This window comes from Streptomyces sp. NPDC046379, from assembly GCF_055587785.1.
The window spans coordinates 84693-99670 of the sequence record NZ_JBVJFP010000001.1; the positions used below are offsets into that span (position 1 = coordinate 84693).

Here is a 14978-nt window from a genome sequence, read left to right on the forward strand (position 1 = left end):
GAGGAGCTGGATGTTCCAGAACGCCGACGAGGCCAAGAAGTTCATCGCGGACGAGGACGTCAAGTTCGTCGACGTCCGCTTCTGCGACCTGCCGGGCGTCATGCAGCACTTCACGATCCCCGCTGCGGCGTTCGACCCGGACGAGGAGCTGGCCTTCGACGGATCCTCGATCCGCGGCTTCCAGGCCATCCACGAGTCCGACATGGCGCTGCGCGCCGACCTGTCGACCGCCCGCGTGGACCCGTTCCGCCGGGACAAGACGGTCAACATCAACTTCTTCATCCACGACCCGATCACCGGCGAGCAGTACTCCCGTGACCCGCGGAACGTGGCGAAGAAGGCCGAGGCCTACCTGGCGTCGACCGGCATCGCCGACACGGCGTTCTTCGGCCCCGAGGCCGAGTTCTACGTCTTCGACAGCGTGCGCTTCAAGACCGCCGAGAACGAGTCGTACTACCACATCGACTCGGAGGCCGGCGCCTGGAACACCGGTGCGCTCGAGGACAACCGCGGTTACAAGGTCCGCTACAAGGGCGGCTACTTCCCGGCCCCGCCGGTCGACCACTTCGCCGACCTGCGCGCCGAGATCTCCCTGGAGCTGGAGAAGGCCGGCCTGCAGGTCGAGCGCCAGCACCACGAGGTGGGCACCGCCGGCCAGGCCGAGATCAACTACAAGTTCAACACGCTGCTCGCCGCGGCCGACGACCTCCAGCTCTTCAAGTACATCGTGAAGAACGTCGCCTGGCGCAACGGCAAGACCGCGACCTTCATGCCGAAGCCGATCTTCGGCGACAACGGCTCGGGCATGCACGTCCACCAGTCGCTGTGGAGCAACGGCGACCCGCTGTTCTACGACGAGCAGGGCTACGCCGGCCTGTCGGACACCGCCCGCTACTACATCGGCGGCATCCTCAAGCACGCCCCGTCGCTGCTGGCCTTCACCAACCCGACGGTGAACTCGTACCACCGCCTGGTCCCGGGCTTCGAGGCCCCGGTGAACCTCGTGTACTCGCAGCGCAACCGCTCCGCGGCCATGCGCATCCCGATCACGGGCTCCAACCCGAAGGCCAAGCGCGTCGAGTTCCGCGCGCCGGACTCCTCCGGCAACCCGTACCTGGCCTTCTCGGCGCTGCTGCTCGCGGGCCTGGACGGCATCAAGAACAAGATCGAGCCGGCCGAGCCGATCGACAAGGACCTCTACGAGCTGGCTCCTGAGGAGCACGCGGGCGTCCCCCAGGTCCCGACCTCCCTCGGCGCGGTCCTCGACTCCCTCGAGGCCGACCACGAGTTCCTCCTCCAGGGCGACGTCTTCACGTCCGACCTGATCGAGACGTGGATCGACTACAAGCGCACGAACGAGATCGCTCCGCTGCAGCTGCGGCCGCACCCGCACGAGTTCGAGCTGTACTTCGACGTCTAAACCGTCTGAACACGCCGCAACACCGCTGCACCGGGATCGCCGCTGCACTGACCGAGCCCCTGCCGCTCCTCACCCGAGCGGCAGGGGCTCGGCCGTGCGCCGGCGGGATCTCCGTCGGCAGAATGAGCCCCATGACCGCAGACCAGCCCGCGACGTTCGCGCTGCCGCGCGGTGCCACGGGCTTCGTCGGGCCGAAGGGCGGGCCGCTGCCGGAAACCGACCTGCGGGCGTTTCGGACGGCGCTGCATGCGGCCGCCCGCGCGGCCGGAGGCCGGGTAGGCGAGATGGAGACCCGGGCGTACCCCCGCACGTTCCACACCGCGTCGGTCGTCGAGGACACGGGCGAGTGCGTCGTCCTGTGCCACGCCCACCACCCCTGGATCGCCGTCGCCCAGGAACGCCGGGACTGGTACACCGAGGAGTTCCTCGCACCGCCGCCGTGGGCCCGCACCTTTTCCGACCTGGGGTTCGCCGTGCTCGGTGGTGCGCAGCTCACTCTGCCGCTCTCGGACGTCGACACCTCGGTCCTCACCCGGGACGAGTGGCGCCGCATTCGCTGCCACCGCATCACCACACTGGGCGGACTGCTCTTCGACTCATGGGACTGACCCCCGGGTTACGCTCGGCCGTGTCCGGGCCGTGGAGCCGTCGGAGGGCCCGACGATTCCCGCACGGCGACGGCGTGCCGGGACGAGCAGTCAGGGGGACAGTGGGGGTGGGTCTCGTGGGACAGCGTGAAGGCGACGGGCTTGCGCGGCTGCGGGCGGCGCTGGACGGCGTGGGCGTGGGCTGGGGCGAGGTGGCGGGGTACGAGGAGCTGGGCGGTGGCACGTACAACACCGTGTTCCGGGTGCGCCTGGCCGGCCGGCCGGGGCTGGTGGTGAAGCTCGCGCCGGCTTCCGGCTCCCCCGGGCTGCGGTACGAGCGGGGCATCCTCGCGACCGAGGCCCGGTTCTACGCGCTGGCGGGCGAGGTCGCGGGGGTGGAGACGCCGGCCGCGCTGCCGTCGGCCGGCGGGGACGGCGTATCCCCTGATCACCTGGTGATGACGGAGTGCGCCGGGACCCCCTGGCACGCTCTCGGGGACCGGATCGGCGCCATCGAGCGGGCCCCGCTGCGCAGGGAACTGGGGCGGTGGACGGCCGCCCTGCACACGATCACCGGGGACGCGTTCGGCTACCCCGCCGAGCCGTGGGGGCCGCTGCGCGCGACCTGGCGGGAGGCGTTCCTGGAGATGGTCGGCGCGGTGCTCGACGACGCCGGACGGTTCGGCGTGCCGCTCCCCCGGCCGGCGCGGGAGATCCGGGGGCTGTTCGCCTCGCGCGGCCCGCTGCTGGACGAGGTGACCGTCCCGGTGCTGGTCCACTTCGACCTCTGGGACGGCAACATCCTGGTCGACCGGGGCGACGGCGGGCCGCGCCTGAGCGCGCTGATCGACGCCGAGCGGGCGTTCTGGGGCGATCCGCTGGCCGAGTTCGTGTCCTTGGCGCTCTTCGGCGACATCGAGGAGGACGACGCCTTCCTCGACGGGTACCGGTCGGGCGGCGGCCCGGCGGTCATCGACGCCGCGGCCCGGGAGCGTCTGGCGCTGTACCGGGCCTATCTGTATCTGATCATGTGGGTGGAGGCGGTCCCCCGCGGATTCGGCGCCGAGCATCGCGACTGGCTGCGTCAGGCGGTCGTCCGGCCGCTCACGGCGGTGCTCGACGCCTGGGCCGTCGAGCACCGGCGGGAAGGCGCGTGAGCGGGCGGCGGCCGATCTGACAGCCCCCCGCCATGGGGACTAGTGTTCTATTCAGGCGTACGGCGACGAGATCTCCGGGGGAAGCGGACATGCCCGAGCGCGAGCACGAGGACGGCCGGGAGCGGGAGTTCGATCTCCGCTGGGCCGATGCCGCCGAGCACAAGGAGCCCTCGGCGCGGGCCCGGATGCTGGCGGCGCGATGGAAGCACGACCCGCCCGGTCCCGTGCCGTTCCGGCCCGATCCGGAGTCGGTGGCTCACCGGCGGTCGGGGTGGGTGTCGACGGTCGTGGTGCTGGGGTGCGTCGTCGCGGTGATCCTGCTGCTGGGGTACGTCAATTTCCGGGCGCCGTACTGAGCGGGCGGGGGCCTTCCATGAGTGAGCCTCGGTACATCGCGGCGGCGGAGCGCCGGGCGCGGCTGGGCGTACGGCAGCTGCTGGCGCCTTCGGCGCGGGCAGGGCGGCCGGAGGAGGTCGCGGAGGCGCTCGTCGCGCTGCACGGCACCGACCCCGCGAGCGTGTACCTGTCGGTGGGCGCGCGGCTGAAGGACGCGGCGGAGACCGTCGCGGAGACCGGGCGGGCGCTGTACGGCGAACGGACGCTGGTGCGGATGCACGGGATGCGGCACACCGTGTTCGTCTTCCCTGCCGCGCTGACCGCCGTCGTGCACGCCTCGACGGGCCTCGCGGTCGCCGCACGCGAACGGGCCGCGCTCCTGAAGGACATGGCGAAGGCCGGGGCGCCGGACGCGGTGTGGCTGAAGGAGGTCGAGGAGTCGGCACTGGCGGCGCTGGTCCGGCGCGGCGAGGCGACCGCGGGCGAACTCGCCGAGGACGAGCCGCGGTTGAGGGAGCAGTTCGTCTACGCGGCCGGCAAGAGCTACGAGGGCGTGCACACCGTCTCCACGCGGCTGCTGAAGGTGCTGGGCGTGGAGGGGAAGGTCGTACGCGGGCGTCCGCTCGGATCCTGGACGTCCAGCCAGTTCCGGTGGGCGCCCGCGCCCGAGCATCCGGAGCTGGATGTCGCCGAGGCGCAGGCGTCGCTGCTGCGCCGCTGGCTGGCGGTGGCCGGCCCGGCGACGGAGGCCGACCTGAAGTGGTGGACGGGGTGGCGGGTCACCGAGGTGCGGCGGGCGCTGGCCGCGATCGGGGCCGAGGAGGTGCGGCTGGACGAGGGGCCGGGGTACGTCCTGGAGGGCGACGCCGGGCCGGTGGAGTGCGAGGAACCGTGGGCGGCCCTGCTCCCCGCCCTCGACCCCGCGCCGATGGCCCGACAGCACCGCGACTGGTTCCTCGCCCCCGGGCTCCGGGCGGCCCTGTTCGACCGCAGCGGCAACGTGGGGCCGACCGTGTGGTGGAACGGTCGCGTGGTGGGCGGCTGGGCCCAGCGGGCGGACGGGGAGATCGTCTGGCGGATGCTCGACGGCGAGGGCGCGGGCCGGGATGCGGAGGCGGCGGTCGCCGCCGAGGCTGAGCGGCTGCGCGCCTGGGTCGGCGGGACCAGGATCACGCCGCGGTTCCGGACGCCGCTGGAGCGGGAGTTGGCGGCGGGCTGAGACGGGGGCGCCCCCGTGCGGGGCGCCCGGTGTCCTCGGTCAGCGGGAGTAACGCATCAGGGCCCGGACCATGTGGCACGTCGTGTCCGACGGCGGGTGGATGCCGATCTCTTCCGCGGTGGAGCGGATCGTCTCGTCGCGGGCCTGGTTCGGCACGTAGACGCCCGCGTCGAGCAGGGCTATGGCCAGGCGCATCGCCTTCAGCCGGCGGTTGTGCGTCACGTACCACTCGCGCGGCCTGCCGGGCGGCAGCGGACGCTTCTTCACGGGGGCGTGGGGCAGGTCGAACAACGGCTTCTGCTTCAGGGCGGCAGCGGGCACAGGCATCCTCCTGTCGCGGTCAGGGCACCGCCCGGAAGTCCCGGCGGCACCCTCGAACACTGCTTCCAGTTTAGTGCCCGGCACTGACAATCAGGGGGTCCAGGACGTCCAGCGAAACGCCTGTTCAGCGGCCAACTGTCACGGGGTTGCGCAGGGTTGGAGAGGGGAGTGCGAGGTGGTGCCAAATTCGAACAGAGGGCCTCTGGCGGGTGCCGTCGCCCCGTCAACGTGAACCGGAACAGTCGCCACACACCGGCGACTTCCGCTCTAAACGCTCATAACCTTGGGCAACTCGCTCCAGGGATCGCTTCAGCAGGGGGGCGATCAGACCGCGGCGGACCAGGGGCCCGACAGCAGGGCCAGACCGCGTCGAACCGCCGGCCACCGAGCGAGAGACGGACGTCATGAGCATGATCCAGACAGGCAAGCTGCAGCTGAACTCCACGAGCGCCGCGGTGGTGACGGGCGGGGACACCTCGACCTTCACCCAGGTCGCCTTTCCCGCGCCCTTCCCCGACAACGCGGCGGTGATCGTCGTGCCGTTCGTCCAGACCTTCAACGGTCCGGAGACCCCGGGCCTGCGCATCGCCGACGTCACGCCCACGGGCTTCAAGATCCGCCTGAACGAACTCGTGGGCGGCGGCAAGGCGATCTCCGACGGCATGCACGCCTCCGAGACCGTCGGCTGGATCGCCACCACCGTCTAGGCGCCGGCCCGGAGGGGAGGGGCACGACTTCGGGGAAGGGGCACGGCGACCTTCCCCGAGCGCTCCGGCACACCTCTTCGCCACCGACAAAGCCCCTGGCCACAAGGGCTGTCGAGGACTCCGTGGCGTACCGTGGGGCGCATGGAGATCTGGATCAACCCGGCATGTTCCAAGTGCCGCAGCGCCGTCAAGCTGCTCGACGCCGAGGGGGCCGAGTACACCGTCCGGCGGTACCTGGAGGACGTGCCGAGCGAGGACGAGATCAGGGACGTGCTGGAGCGGCTCGGGCTGGAGCCGTGGGACATCGCCCGGACCCAGGAGGCCGAGGCCAGGGAACTGGGCGTGAAGGACTGGCCCCGGGACGCCGGCGCGCGCGACCGGTGGATCAGGGCCCTCGCCGAGCATCCCCGGCTCATCCAGCGGCCCATCATCACCGCGGACGACGGTACGGCCGTCGTCGCCCGCACGGACGACGCCGTACGGGATGCTCTGTCCCGGTAGGCAGGGGAACACCGGGTTCGCAACTGTTTGCCGGGCGGCGGGAGTTGGGGCGGTCACTGCTGTTACCCTCCGCCGCCATGGACTCTGGTGATCATGGAACGGCCCGGACCGTCGTCGGCACGACCTGCGCCCTGCTGCTCGCCGCCCTCGTCGCGGGCGGCGTTCTCCACACCGGCGAGGCGGACGGCGGCTCGCCCGCGGCGGTTCCGTCCGTCACCGCCTCCCCGCCGTCCGGCGCGCCCTCCGACGGACTCTCCGGCACGCCCTCCGCGCTTCCCTCGCTGCTCGCCCGCCCCGCGATCAGACCCGAACAGGCCTTTCCGCAGCGCGGCGTGCGGCTGGCGGACGGTTCCCGGTACGACCGGGTCGACCTCGTCACCACCACCGACTGCGCCCGCGCCGTCTCCCCCGGGCTGGCCTCCCTCCTGGACCGGGGCGAGGGCTGCGCCCGGCTCACCGCCGCCCTGTTCACCGACGTGGAACGGCGCTCCCGGGTGACGGTCACCGTGCTGAGCATGCGGCGCGTCGAGGACGCCTCGACGGTGTTCGCCATGGCATCCCTGGACCCGGTGACGTACCGGGTGGTCTCGCTCGATCCGCCGCCCGAGGCCGGGATGCCGACGGCGCCGCCCGGGTCGGCGGGGGTGTTCCGGCGGCTGATGACCGTGCGGTCCGTCGTGTTCGCCAACGGGCAGTGGGGCGACGGCTCGGAGCGCGACGAAGCCGCGATCACCCGGCAGACGCAAGGGCTGCTCCAGTACGTCAACGACGGGGTGGCGGCGTACGAGGAGGGCGGGGGGCACGAGAGTGCCGGGGGAGCGTGAGGGAGCGGGGATCACCGCCCAGGCAGCGCGGGCAAGCAGGCAAAGCAGGCAGCGCGGGCTCGGGAGGTACGGGCGTGCAAGGCGCGTGTGACGCACGTTATGCTCCGCCGCTTCCGTGACCGCCGAGCACCTCGTTCGGGATCTCGTACATCACGGTGTACGCTCGCCTACCTCCCAGGAGGCGCGCATGTCGCGCAGGAGAACTCTCAGTACGCGGGAAAAGCCGGCGCTGCCGGCCGACGCGGCGACGGTGGCCGGCAGCGGCGCCTTCGTCATCGCGAGCACCTCGAACGCGGCGCAGTCCGCCGACGACTCCGATGTCTGCCGAGGGCTCGCCACCGCCCTCGGCAACAGCCAGCGGTTCATCGACGGCCAGCGGGCCGCTCCGGACGCGCAGTCCGCGGCGCGGATCGCCAACCGCGAGGCGGTGATCGCCGAGATCGAGCGCAAGCAAGAGGCTTCCGGGTGCGTGGTCGAAGAGGCCGTCGGAGGGACGACGGAGGGGACGGGCGGAGCGGGTGGAGCGACCGGGGCGGGTGGAGCGGCCGGAGGGTCGGCTCAGGACTCCCAGACCGGGCAGCCCGCCCCAGCCCGAGCAGCCCGACCAGCCGTCCCAGTCGGCCGCCCTCGGTGACGGCGCCGCCTTCGAACAGGTCCGCGAACCCGGTAAGTTCCTGATCCGCCGGGCCGTGATCGAGAAGGCGGGGTGACGTCCGGCCGCTGAGACCGGTGCGGCGCGACGGCTCGTTCCCGGCTCATTCCCATCGCATACGAGCCGCCGCCCCGCGCCCGTCCGCCGGCGCGCGGGGGCGTCTTCCGCGCGTCCGTGCACCCGGCGGACGCCTCACAGCGTGAAACGCGCCACACGACTACCAGGTAACACGGGGTTCACATTCGGGCAATGACCGGGAAATCGCCTGTTGACAGGCTTCCGGGCACACAACGCGGCGCCTCAGTGCCGCAGCGCCGCAGCACCCGCAAGCCCTGACCCACCCCCGAAGGAAGTGGCCCGTGACCTTCAAGGCTGAGTACATCTGGATCGACGGCACCCAGCCGACCGCCAAGCTCCGCTCCAAGACGAAGATCCTGGCGGACGACGCCAAGGGCGCGGAGCTGCCGATCTGGGGCTTCGACGGGTCCTCCACGAACCAGGCCGAGGGCCACGCCTCGGACCGTGTCCTCAAGCCGGTCTTCTCCTGCCCGGACCCGATCCGCGGCGGCGACGACGTCCTCGTCCTGTGCGAGGTCCTCAACATCGACATGACGCCGCACGAGTCCAACACCCGTGCCGCGCTCACCGAGGTCGCCGAGAAGTTCGCCGCGCAGGAGCCGATCTTCGGCATCGAGCAGGAGTACACCTTCTTCGACGGTTCGCGTCCGCTGGGCTTCCCCGAGGGCGGCTTCCCGGCCCCGCAGGGCGGCTACTACTGCGGCGTCGGCGCCGACGAGATCTTCGGCCGCGAGGTCGTCGAGGCCCACCTCGACAACTGCCTGAAGGCGGGTCTGGGCATCTCCGGCATCAACGCCGAGGTCATGCCGGGCCAGTGGGAGTTCCAGGTCGGCCCGCTGTCCCCGCTGGAGGTCTCCGACCAGCTGTGGGTCGCCCGCTGGCTGCTCTACCGCACCGCCGAGGACTTCGGCATCTCCGCCACCCTCGACCCCAAGCCGGTCAAGGGCGACTGGAACGGCGCCGGCGCGCACACCAACTTCTCCACCAAGGCGATGCGCGAGGGCTACGACGCCATCATCACCGCCTGCGAGTCGCTCGGCGAGGGCTCCAAGCCGCTGGACCACGTCAAGAACTACGGCGCCGGCATCGACGACCGTCTGACGGGCCTGCACGAGACCGCCCCGTGGAACGAGTACTCCTACGGCGTCTCCAACCGCGGCGCCTCGGTCCGCATCCCGTGGCAGGTCGAGAAGGACGGCAAGGGCTACATCGAGGACCGCCGTCCGAACGCCAACGTCGACCCGTACGTGGTGACCCGCCTGCTCGTCGACACCTGCTGCTCCGCGCTGGAGAAGGCCGGCCAGGTCTGATCCGGGCCCCGCACAGCTCCTTCGAAGAGGCGTCCGCCCTTGCGGTGGACGCCTCTTCGGCGTATTCCCGGGGACGAGGATCTGCTTCAATGGGGGGCATGGCCAGTTTCCAGAAGTACGACGCGACGGGTCGCCATGACCTCGAGCCCTTCTGGCCTTCCCGTCAGCACCACGACTTCGACCGGGTGTGTTGCCGCGCGATGACCGCGCCGGCCCTCTGAAGCCGTTCCACCGGCCCCCGGCCTGCGCGACACGACGTACGTCCACATCCGACGCACCTCTCGCGCGAAAGAGCTGACCCGTCATGGCGACCGTCCGTTCCCTGTCCTCCGTACCCGCTCCCGCTTCCGTTCCCGCTGCCGTCCCGGAGACGACGTCCTCCCCGGCGTCCTTCCTGCCGCCCGGGGCCACCTGGTTCCCCGCCCCGCAGCACGCCCTGCCCGCCCTTCCCGGCCGGCCGCCCATGGTCGGTTACCTGGTCCTCGTGCCGGCGGACCAGGCCCCGCCGTTCCGGCCCGTCGCCGTACCCGCACCGGCGCCCGCGCCCGCTCCCCCGGCCGCCCATGACGACGACGGCCTCCGGCACGGCGGCGAACCGCCCGTCCGCATCGACGCCGTGCGCCGCACCGCCGAGGTCGACGGGCGTGAACTCGACCTCACCTACCTGGAGTTCGAGCTGCTCGCCCACCTCGTCGCGCACCCCCACCGGGTGCACACCCGCGACCATCTGGTGAGCACGGTGTGGGGGTACGGCCACGTCGGCGACGGCCGCACGGTCGACGTCCACATCGCGCGCATCCGCCGCAAGCTGGGCGCACAGCACCGCGACACCATCCGCACCGTCCGCCGGGTCGGCTACAAGTACGCCCCGCCGGCCTGACCGCCGCCGACGGCCCGGTCATTCGTCCGACGGGCGGCGGCCCGGTCTCCCAATGACGGCCCGTTCGTCCGCCGACCGCCCGGTCTTCCGGTGACGGCACGGTCATTCGGTGGCGGTCCAGTCATTCGGTGAGGCACGGTCATTCGTCCGGCCGCAGCCCGGTCGTCCGCCGGCCGCCCGTTCGTCTGCTGACGGCAGATCCCCGTTCCCCGGCCCTCCCCCACCGGGCAGAGTCACCCGCATGAGACTTCTGATGCTGGGCGGGACGGAGTTCGCGGGGCGGGCCGTCGTGGAGGCGGCGCTGGCCCGGGGCTGGGACGTGACCGTCTTCCACCGGGGACGGCACCAGGCGCCGCCCGGCGTGCGCGTGCTGCACGGCGACCGCACCGCCCCCGGCGGGCTCGCCGCCCTCGACGAGGCGGGCGGGGCCGGGGACTGGGACGCCGTCGTGGACACCTGGTCGGCCGAGCCGCGCGCGGTGCGGGACACGGCGCGGCTGCTGCGGGACCGGGCCGGACGGTACGCGTACGTGTCGAGCTGCTCGGTGTACGCATGGCCACGCCCCGCCGGGTACGACGAGGACGCTCCGCTGGTGGAGGGCGCGTCCGCCGACGCCGTGGCCACCGACTACGCGCGCGACAAGCTGGGCGGCGAGCTGGGCGCCGTGGAGGCCTTCGGGGCGGAGCGTTCGCTGCTGGTGCGGGCGGGGCTGCTCCTCGGGCCGTACGAGAACGTCGGCCGGCTGCCGTGGTGGCTGAACCGGATCGCCCGGGGCGGCCCGGTGCTCGCGCCGGGTCCGCGTGACCTGCCCCTGCAGTTCGTGGACGTCCGCGACCTCGCCGAGTGGACCCTGGACGCGGTCGAGGGCGGGCTGAGCGGACCGTACAACCTCGCCGGACCCCAGGGACACACCACGACCGGCGAGCTGCTGGAGGCCTGCGTGCGGGCGACCGGCGCGGCGGCCGAGCTGCGCTGGACCTCGCCCGAGGCCGTGCTGGCGGCCGGCGTCGAGCCGTGGACGCAGCTGCCGGTCTGGGTGCCGCCGGACAGCGAACTCCACGACGGCGTGCACCGGTTGGACGTCTCCCGCGCCCTCGCGGCGGGACTGCGCTGCCGTCCGGCCGCCGAGACCGTCGCCGACACCTGGAGCTGGCTGTGCGCTCTCGGCGGCCGTGCCCCGCAGCGCCCGGACCGGACCGTGAAGGGCCTGGACCCGGAGCTGGAGGCCAAGATCCTCGCCGCCGGGGACGACGCCGCGGACTGGGGTGGGGCTGGCACCACCGTGTGACCGGTGGCCCGGCCCAGTGACCGGTCCCGGCCGCTCGACCAGACTGGCGTCATGACCACGGAGAAGAACAACGGCGGCGCGCCGACGGCCCGCAGGGACACGCGGGCCGCCGCGCTGGCCGCCGTACGGGGGCTTGGCCTGGCGCTGGTGTCGTTGCCGGTGGCGGTGTTCTGTCTGACACTGTCGCTGGTGTCCATCGCGCTGATACCGGTCGGCGTCGGCATCGTCACCACCCCCTGGATCCTGACGGGCGTGCGGGCGTTCGCCAACTGGCGGCGGGTGCTGGCCGCGGAGTGGGCAGGCGTGCGGATCCCGGCGCGGTACCGGCCGGTGCCGCCGGACGCCAACCCGTGGGCGCGCACCTTCACCATGCTGCGCGACCCGGCGACCTGGCGGGACCTGGGCTGGCTGTGGGTGGACACGACGGCCGGGTTCTTCACCGCGCTGCTCCCGGCGATGATGTTCCTCTATCCGCTGGAGGGGTTCGCGATAGCGGCGGGGTTGTGGCGGGTGCTGCCCGACCCGTACTGGTACGGCTTCGTGCCGGTGACCGGACAGGCGAGCGCGCTGGGCGCCGCGGGGCTCGGCGCGGCGGTGCTGATCCTCGCCCACCGGTTCGCGCCCGCCGTATTGACCGGGCACTTCCGGCTCACCCGGGCGGTGCTCGGTTCGCACCAGGGTGAACTGGCCGAGCGGGTCAAGGTCCTGACCGAGACACGGCAGGTCGCCGTCGACTCCTCCGCCGCCGAACTGCGCCGCATAGAACGCGACCTGCACGACGGGGCGCAGGCCCGGCTGGTCGCCATGGGCATGGACCTCGGCACCGTCGAGATGCTGCTCGACAAGGACCCTCAGCAGGCGAAGGCGCTGCTCGCGCAGGCCCGCCGCTCCTCCGCCGAGGCCCTGGCCGAACTGCGCGACCTGGTGCGCGGCATCCATCCCCCGGTCCTCGCCGAACGCGGACTGGGCGATGCGATACGGGCCTTGGCGCTGCGGCTGCCCATCGCCACCGAGGTGACCGTCGACCTGGACGGGCGGGCGCAGGCGCCGGTCGAGTCGGCCGCGTACTTCGCCGTGAGCGAGGTGCTCACCAACGCGGTCAAGCACGCGGACGCCGAGCGGATCTGGATCGACGTGCACCACACGGACGGGCGGCTGCGCATCGGCGTCACCGACGACGGCAGGGGCGGCGCGGTGATCGAGGCGGGCTCCGGGCTGGCCGGGGTGGAGCGGCGGCTGGGTACATTCGACGGCGTCCTCGCCGTCAGCAGCCCGGCCGGCGGCCCCACCATGGTCACCATGGAGATTCCGTGCGCGTTGTCCTAGCCGAAGACCTGTTCCTGCTCCGCGACGGGCTGGTCCGGCTGCTGGAGGCCTACGACTTCGAGATCGCCGCCGCCGTCGAGACCGGCCCCGAACTGGACCGGGCACTGGCCGAGTCGGAGCCGGACGTGGCGGTGGTGGACGTTAGGCTGCCGCCGACGCTCACCGACGAGGGCCTGCAGTGCGCGCTGCGGGCGCGCCGGGCCCGCCCGGGCTTTCCGGTGCTGGTGCTGTCCCAGCACGTCGAGCAGCTGTACGCGCGCGAGCTGCTCGCCGACGGCAGCGGCGGGGTCGGCTACCTGCTCAAGGACCGGGTGTTCGACGCGGAGCAGTTCGTGGACGCGGTGCGCCGGGTCGCGGCGGGGGGTACGGCGATGGACCCGCAGGTCATCCAGCAGCTGCTGGCCCGGCGGGCGGCCGACGATCGTCCCCTGGCCCGGCTGACGCCCCGCGAGCGGGAGGTGCTGGAGCTGATGGCGCAGGGGCGGTCCAACGCGGCGATCGCGGCGCAGCTGGTGGTGACGGAGCGGGCGATCGCCAAGCACACCTCCAACATCTTCGCCAAGCTCGGGCTGGAGGTGTCGGACGACGACAACCGCCGCGTCCTGGCCGTACTGGCCTATCTGGACCACGGCCGCTGAATGCCGGGCGAACCCCTGTGGCCACCGCCGAGTTGAGGACCAGTTCCGGCCACGGCTGAACACTGCCGCCCACGGCCGCGTATGGAAGGGAGCCGCTTCACTCCTGTCGGGCGCCTCGATGCTGCCCCGCAAGGAAGTCAGAGGAGTTCCATGGGACGCAACACACGAAAACGCCGTACGCCGCCGGCCACCAAGGTCATTGCCGCATCGGCGGCCCTAGCCCTCGGTGGGGGCGGGCTGATCTGGGCGAACGTCCACGCCTCTGCGCACGAGGAGAACCGCCGGCAGAACGGGATCCGGGCAGCGGCGGCGCAGATCGCCACGATCGACTGCCCCGACGTCGGCCAGCAGCTGTCCGACGTGCCGGACGGGGCCCGGGGCGAGGTCGACGGCGAGCTGGCCACCCTCGACCAGCAGATCACCGAGGCCTACCAGCGCCTCGCGGCGACGCGGGATGCGCAGGCGAGCGACGCGGGTTTCGTCGGGAACACCATCCTGCAGCCGCTGAAGGACCGGCGGCAGGCGATCATCGACCGTATCCAACTGGAGATCAACCGAGCCGGGGGCAGCGCCCCCGAGAACCTGGACGACCTCTCCGGCTGCACCGGCACCCCGGCGGAGCAGCCCCGGACCAACGACGGTCAACAGGACGGCGACGGCCGGCAGGGCGGAGACCAGGGCGGCGGGGACCAGGGTCAGGACGGGGACGGTCGGCAGGACGGCGACGGGCAGGACGGCGGGGAGGGCGACGGCCGGGACGGGGACGGTCAGCAGGGCGGCGGCATCGGCGGGCAGGCCGGCAACGGCCCGGTCGCCGACGACTTCGTCGACATCACCACCGTCGAGCCCAACGTCCAGGCGCCCCCGCGCAGAAGCCGGTCCGCCTCCACCGGACGGTTCGTCACCCGCTGCGGTGTCAACGAGAACGAGAACCACAACACCGACAACGTCATCGTGGCCCCCGGCGTCACCAACGGCGCGCACCACCTGCACGACTACGTCGGCAACCAGGACAACGACGCGTTCTCCGACAACGACGCCTTCGCGAACGCCGAGACCTCGTGCCAGAACCAGGGCGACAAGTCGTCGTACTACTGGCCGGTGCTGCGCGTTCAGGACGGTACGCAGGACTTCGACCAGAACGACGCGGGCGGCGGCGCCGAGGGCAACGTCGGCCGCATCCTGACGGCGAAGCAGGCGGAGATCAAGTTCGTCGGCAGCCCGAGGAGCAAGGTCGTGGCGATGCCGCGGTTCCTGCGCATCATCACCGGCGACGCCAAGGCGTTCACCAACGGCCCGGCCAACGCCAACGCGCACTGGTCCTGCACGGGCTTCGAGAACCGGGTGCAGCTGACCGACAAGTACCCGATCTGCCCCGAGGGCAGCGACGTGGTCCGCTCGTTCGCCTTCCAGAGCTGTTGGGACGGGCAGAACATCGACAGCGCCAACCACCGCACCCATGTGGCCTTCGCCGACGCGAGCGGGCGCTGCCAGAACGGCTTCGTCGCCATCCCGCAGGTGCGGATGCGGCTGGTGTACGACGTGCCGACGCCGGTCGTGGAGGACGGGCAGGTGACCAACGCCTACGCGGTGGACGGCTTCCCGGAGCAGCTGCACAAGCCGATCACCGATCACGACGACTTCATCAACGTCTTCGACGAGAGCCTGATGAACAAGATGGTCAACTGCATCAACACCGGCCGCAAGTGCCAGTGAGGTCCGGGCGGGAAAGCC

17 protein-coding genes are annotated in these 14978 nt (G+C 72.1%); 16 read left to right on the top strand and 1 reads right to left on the bottom strand.

Going from position 1 to position 14978, the window contains the following annotated elements; translation table 11 throughout:
• The first annotated feature begins 10 nt into the window (after window positions 1-10).
• The 5 genes from glnA to ACZ6KF_RS00395 all read left to right on the top strand — a co-directional run bounded on the left by glnA (window position 11) and on the right by ACZ6KF_RS00395 (window position 4719).
• On the top strand, window positions 11-1420 hold the full coding sequence (gene glnA / locus ACZ6KF_RS00375; RefSeq protein ID WP_356631792.1) for a type I glutamate--ammonia ligase: 1410 nt from the start codon (window positions 11-13) through the stop codon (window positions 1418-1420).
• 131 nt (window positions 1421-1551) lie between these two features.
• Complete coding sequence (locus tag ACZ6KF_RS00380; protein ID WP_469236540.1) at window positions 1552-2028, top strand: hypothetical protein; 477 nt, start codon at window positions 1552-1554, stop codon at window positions 2026-2028.
• A gap of 116 nt (window positions 2029-2144) precedes the next feature.
• Window positions 2145-3164: a phosphotransferase family protein gene (locus ACZ6KF_RS00385; RefSeq protein ID WP_469236542.1), complete on the top strand. Its 1020-nt coding sequence runs from the start codon at window positions 2145-2147 to the stop codon at window positions 3162-3164.
• An 89-nt stretch (window positions 3165-3253) separates the two neighbouring features.
• Entirely contained in the window at window positions 3254-3520 is a 267-nt protein-coding gene (locus ACZ6KF_RS00390; protein WP_356631798.1) for an SCO2583/SCO2584 N-terminal domain-containing protein, read from the top strand.
• 17 nt (window positions 3521-3537) lie between these two features.
• On the top strand, window positions 3538-4719 hold the full coding sequence (locus ACZ6KF_RS00395) for a winged helix DNA-binding domain-containing protein (protein WP_469174254.1): 1182 nt from the start codon (window positions 3538-3540) through the stop codon (window positions 4717-4719).
• 39 nt (window positions 4720-4758) lie between these two features.
• On the opposite strand, the gene ACZ6KF_RS00400 is transcribed toward ACZ6KF_RS00395, so the two are convergent.
• Window positions 4759-5040 (bottom strand): hypothetical protein, encoded by a 282-nt coding sequence (locus ACZ6KF_RS00400; RefSeq protein ID WP_469174256.1) that lies wholly within the window; start codon window positions 5038-5040, stop codon window positions 4759-4761.
• A gap of 404 nt (window positions 5041-5444) precedes the next feature.
• Between ACZ6KF_RS00400 and ACZ6KF_RS00405 the strand changes: the two genes are divergently transcribed.
• The 11 genes from ACZ6KF_RS00405 (at window position 5445) to ACZ6KF_RS00455 (ending at window position 14960) form a co-directional block, all read left to right on the top strand.
• Window positions 5445-5747, top strand: coding sequence for a hypothetical protein (locus ACZ6KF_RS00405; RefSeq protein WP_469174258.1), 303 nt, complete (start codon window positions 5445-5447; stop codon window positions 5745-5747).
• A 141-nt stretch (window positions 5748-5888) separates the two neighbouring features.
• A complete protein-coding gene (locus tag ACZ6KF_RS00410) occupies window positions 5889-6248 on the top strand; it encodes an ArsC/Spx/MgsR family protein (RefSeq protein ID WP_469158083.1) in 360 nt (119 codons plus the stop codon).
• Window positions 6249-6325: 77 nt separating this feature from the next.
• A complete protein-coding gene (locus tag ACZ6KF_RS00415) occupies window positions 6326-7072 on the top strand; it encodes a hypothetical protein (protein ID WP_469236544.1) in 747 nt (248 codons plus the stop codon).
• A 187-nt stretch (window positions 7073-7259) separates the two neighbouring features.
• Entirely contained in the window at window positions 7260-7706 is a 447-nt protein-coding gene (locus tag ACZ6KF_RS00420) for a hypothetical protein (protein ID WP_469236546.1), read from the top strand.
• A gap of 377 nt (window positions 7707-8083) precedes the next feature.
• Window positions 8084-9112 carry a glutamine synthetase gene (gene glnII / locus ACZ6KF_RS00425; protein ID WP_356631810.1) on the top strand — a complete coding sequence of 343 codons (1029 nt, stop codon included), beginning with the start codon at window positions 8084-8086 and terminating at the stop codon, window positions 9110-9112.
• Between the two features lie 98 nt (window positions 9113-9210).
• Window positions 9211-9333: a hypothetical protein gene (locus ACZ6KF_RS00430; RefSeq protein ID WP_356631812.1), complete on the top strand. Its 123-nt coding sequence runs from the start codon at window positions 9211-9213 to the stop codon at window positions 9331-9333.
• Between the two features lie 83 nt (window positions 9334-9416).
• Complete coding sequence (locus ACZ6KF_RS00435) at window positions 9417-9992, top strand: winged helix-turn-helix domain-containing protein (RefSeq protein WP_469158080.1); 576 nt, start codon at window positions 9417-9419, stop codon at window positions 9990-9992.
• A 241-nt stretch (window positions 9993-10233) separates the two neighbouring features.
• A complete protein-coding gene (locus ACZ6KF_RS00440; RefSeq protein WP_469174261.1) occupies window positions 10234-11280 on the top strand; it encodes an NAD-dependent epimerase/dehydratase family protein in 1047 nt (348 codons plus the stop codon).
• 51 nt (window positions 11281-11331) lie between these two features.
• Window positions 11332-12606 carry a sensor histidine kinase gene (locus tag ACZ6KF_RS00445; RefSeq protein ID WP_469158078.1) on the top strand — a complete coding sequence of 425 codons (1275 nt, stop codon included), beginning with the start codon at window positions 11332-11334 and terminating at the stop codon, window positions 12604-12606.
• Entirely contained in the window at window positions 12591-13244 is a 654-nt protein-coding gene (locus tag ACZ6KF_RS00450; protein WP_356631820.1) for a response regulator transcription factor, read from the top strand. Before ACZ6KF_RS00445 ends, ACZ6KF_RS00450 begins: the two co-directional genes overlap by 16 nt.
• A gap of 150 nt (window positions 13245-13394) precedes the next feature.
• Window positions 13395-14960: a DUF1996 domain-containing protein gene (locus tag ACZ6KF_RS00455; protein WP_469236548.1), complete on the top strand. Its 1566-nt coding sequence runs from the start codon at window positions 13395-13397 to the stop codon at window positions 14958-14960.
• Window positions 14961-14978 lie beyond the last annotated feature (18 nt).

What these genes read in the sequence shown, in the direction of transcription:
- ACZ6KF_RS00395 (WP_469174254.1), top strand. Translation starts at nt 3,538, where the DNA reads ATGAGTGAGCCTCGGTACATCGCGGCGGCGGAGCGCCGGGCGCGGCTG.
- ACZ6KF_RS00405 (WP_469174258.1), top strand. Translation starts at nt 5,445, where the DNA reads ATGAGCATGATCCAGACAGGCAAGCTGCAGCTGAACTCCACGAGCGCC.
- ACZ6KF_RS00445 (WP_469158078.1), top strand. Translation starts at nt 11,332, where the DNA reads ATGACCACGGAGAAGAACAACGGCGGCGCGCCGACGGCCCGCAGGGAC.
- ACZ6KF_RS00390 (WP_356631798.1), top strand. Translation starts at nt 3,254, where the DNA reads ATGCCCGAGCGCGAGCACGAGGACGGCCGGGAGCGGGAGTTCGATCTC.
- ACZ6KF_RS00440 (WP_469174261.1), top strand. Translation starts at nt 10,234, where the DNA reads ATGAGACTTCTGATGCTGGGCGGGACGGAGTTCGCGGGGCGGGCCGTC.
- glnA (WP_356631792.1), top strand. Translation starts at nt 11, where the DNA reads ATGTTCCAGAACGCCGACGAGGCCAAGAAGTTCATCGCGGACGAGGAC.
- ACZ6KF_RS00420 (WP_469236546.1), top strand. Translation starts at nt 7,260, where the DNA reads ATGTCGCGCAGGAGAACTCTCAGTACGCGGGAAAAGCCGGCGCTGCCG.
- ACZ6KF_RS00435 (WP_469158080.1), top strand. Translation starts at nt 9,417, where the DNA reads ATGGCGACCGTCCGTTCCCTGTCCTCCGTACCCGCTCCCGCTTCCGTT.
- ACZ6KF_RS00455 (WP_469236548.1), top strand. Translation starts at nt 13,395, where the DNA reads ATGGGACGCAACACACGAAAACGCCGTACGCCGCCGGCCACCAAGGTC.
- ACZ6KF_RS00380 (WP_469236540.1), top strand. Translation starts at nt 1,552, where the DNA reads ATGACCGCAGACCAGCCCGCGACGTTCGCGCTGCCGCGCGGTGCCACG.
- ACZ6KF_RS00430 (WP_356631812.1), top strand. Translation starts at nt 9,211, where the DNA reads ATGGCCAGTTTCCAGAAGTACGACGCGACGGGTCGCCATGACCTCGAG.
- ACZ6KF_RS00415 (WP_469236544.1), top strand. Translation starts at nt 6,326, where the DNA reads ATGGACTCTGGTGATCATGGAACGGCCCGGACCGTCGTCGGCACGACC.
- ACZ6KF_RS00410 (WP_469158083.1), top strand. Translation starts at nt 5,889, where the DNA reads ATGGAGATCTGGATCAACCCGGCATGTTCCAAGTGCCGCAGCGCCGTC.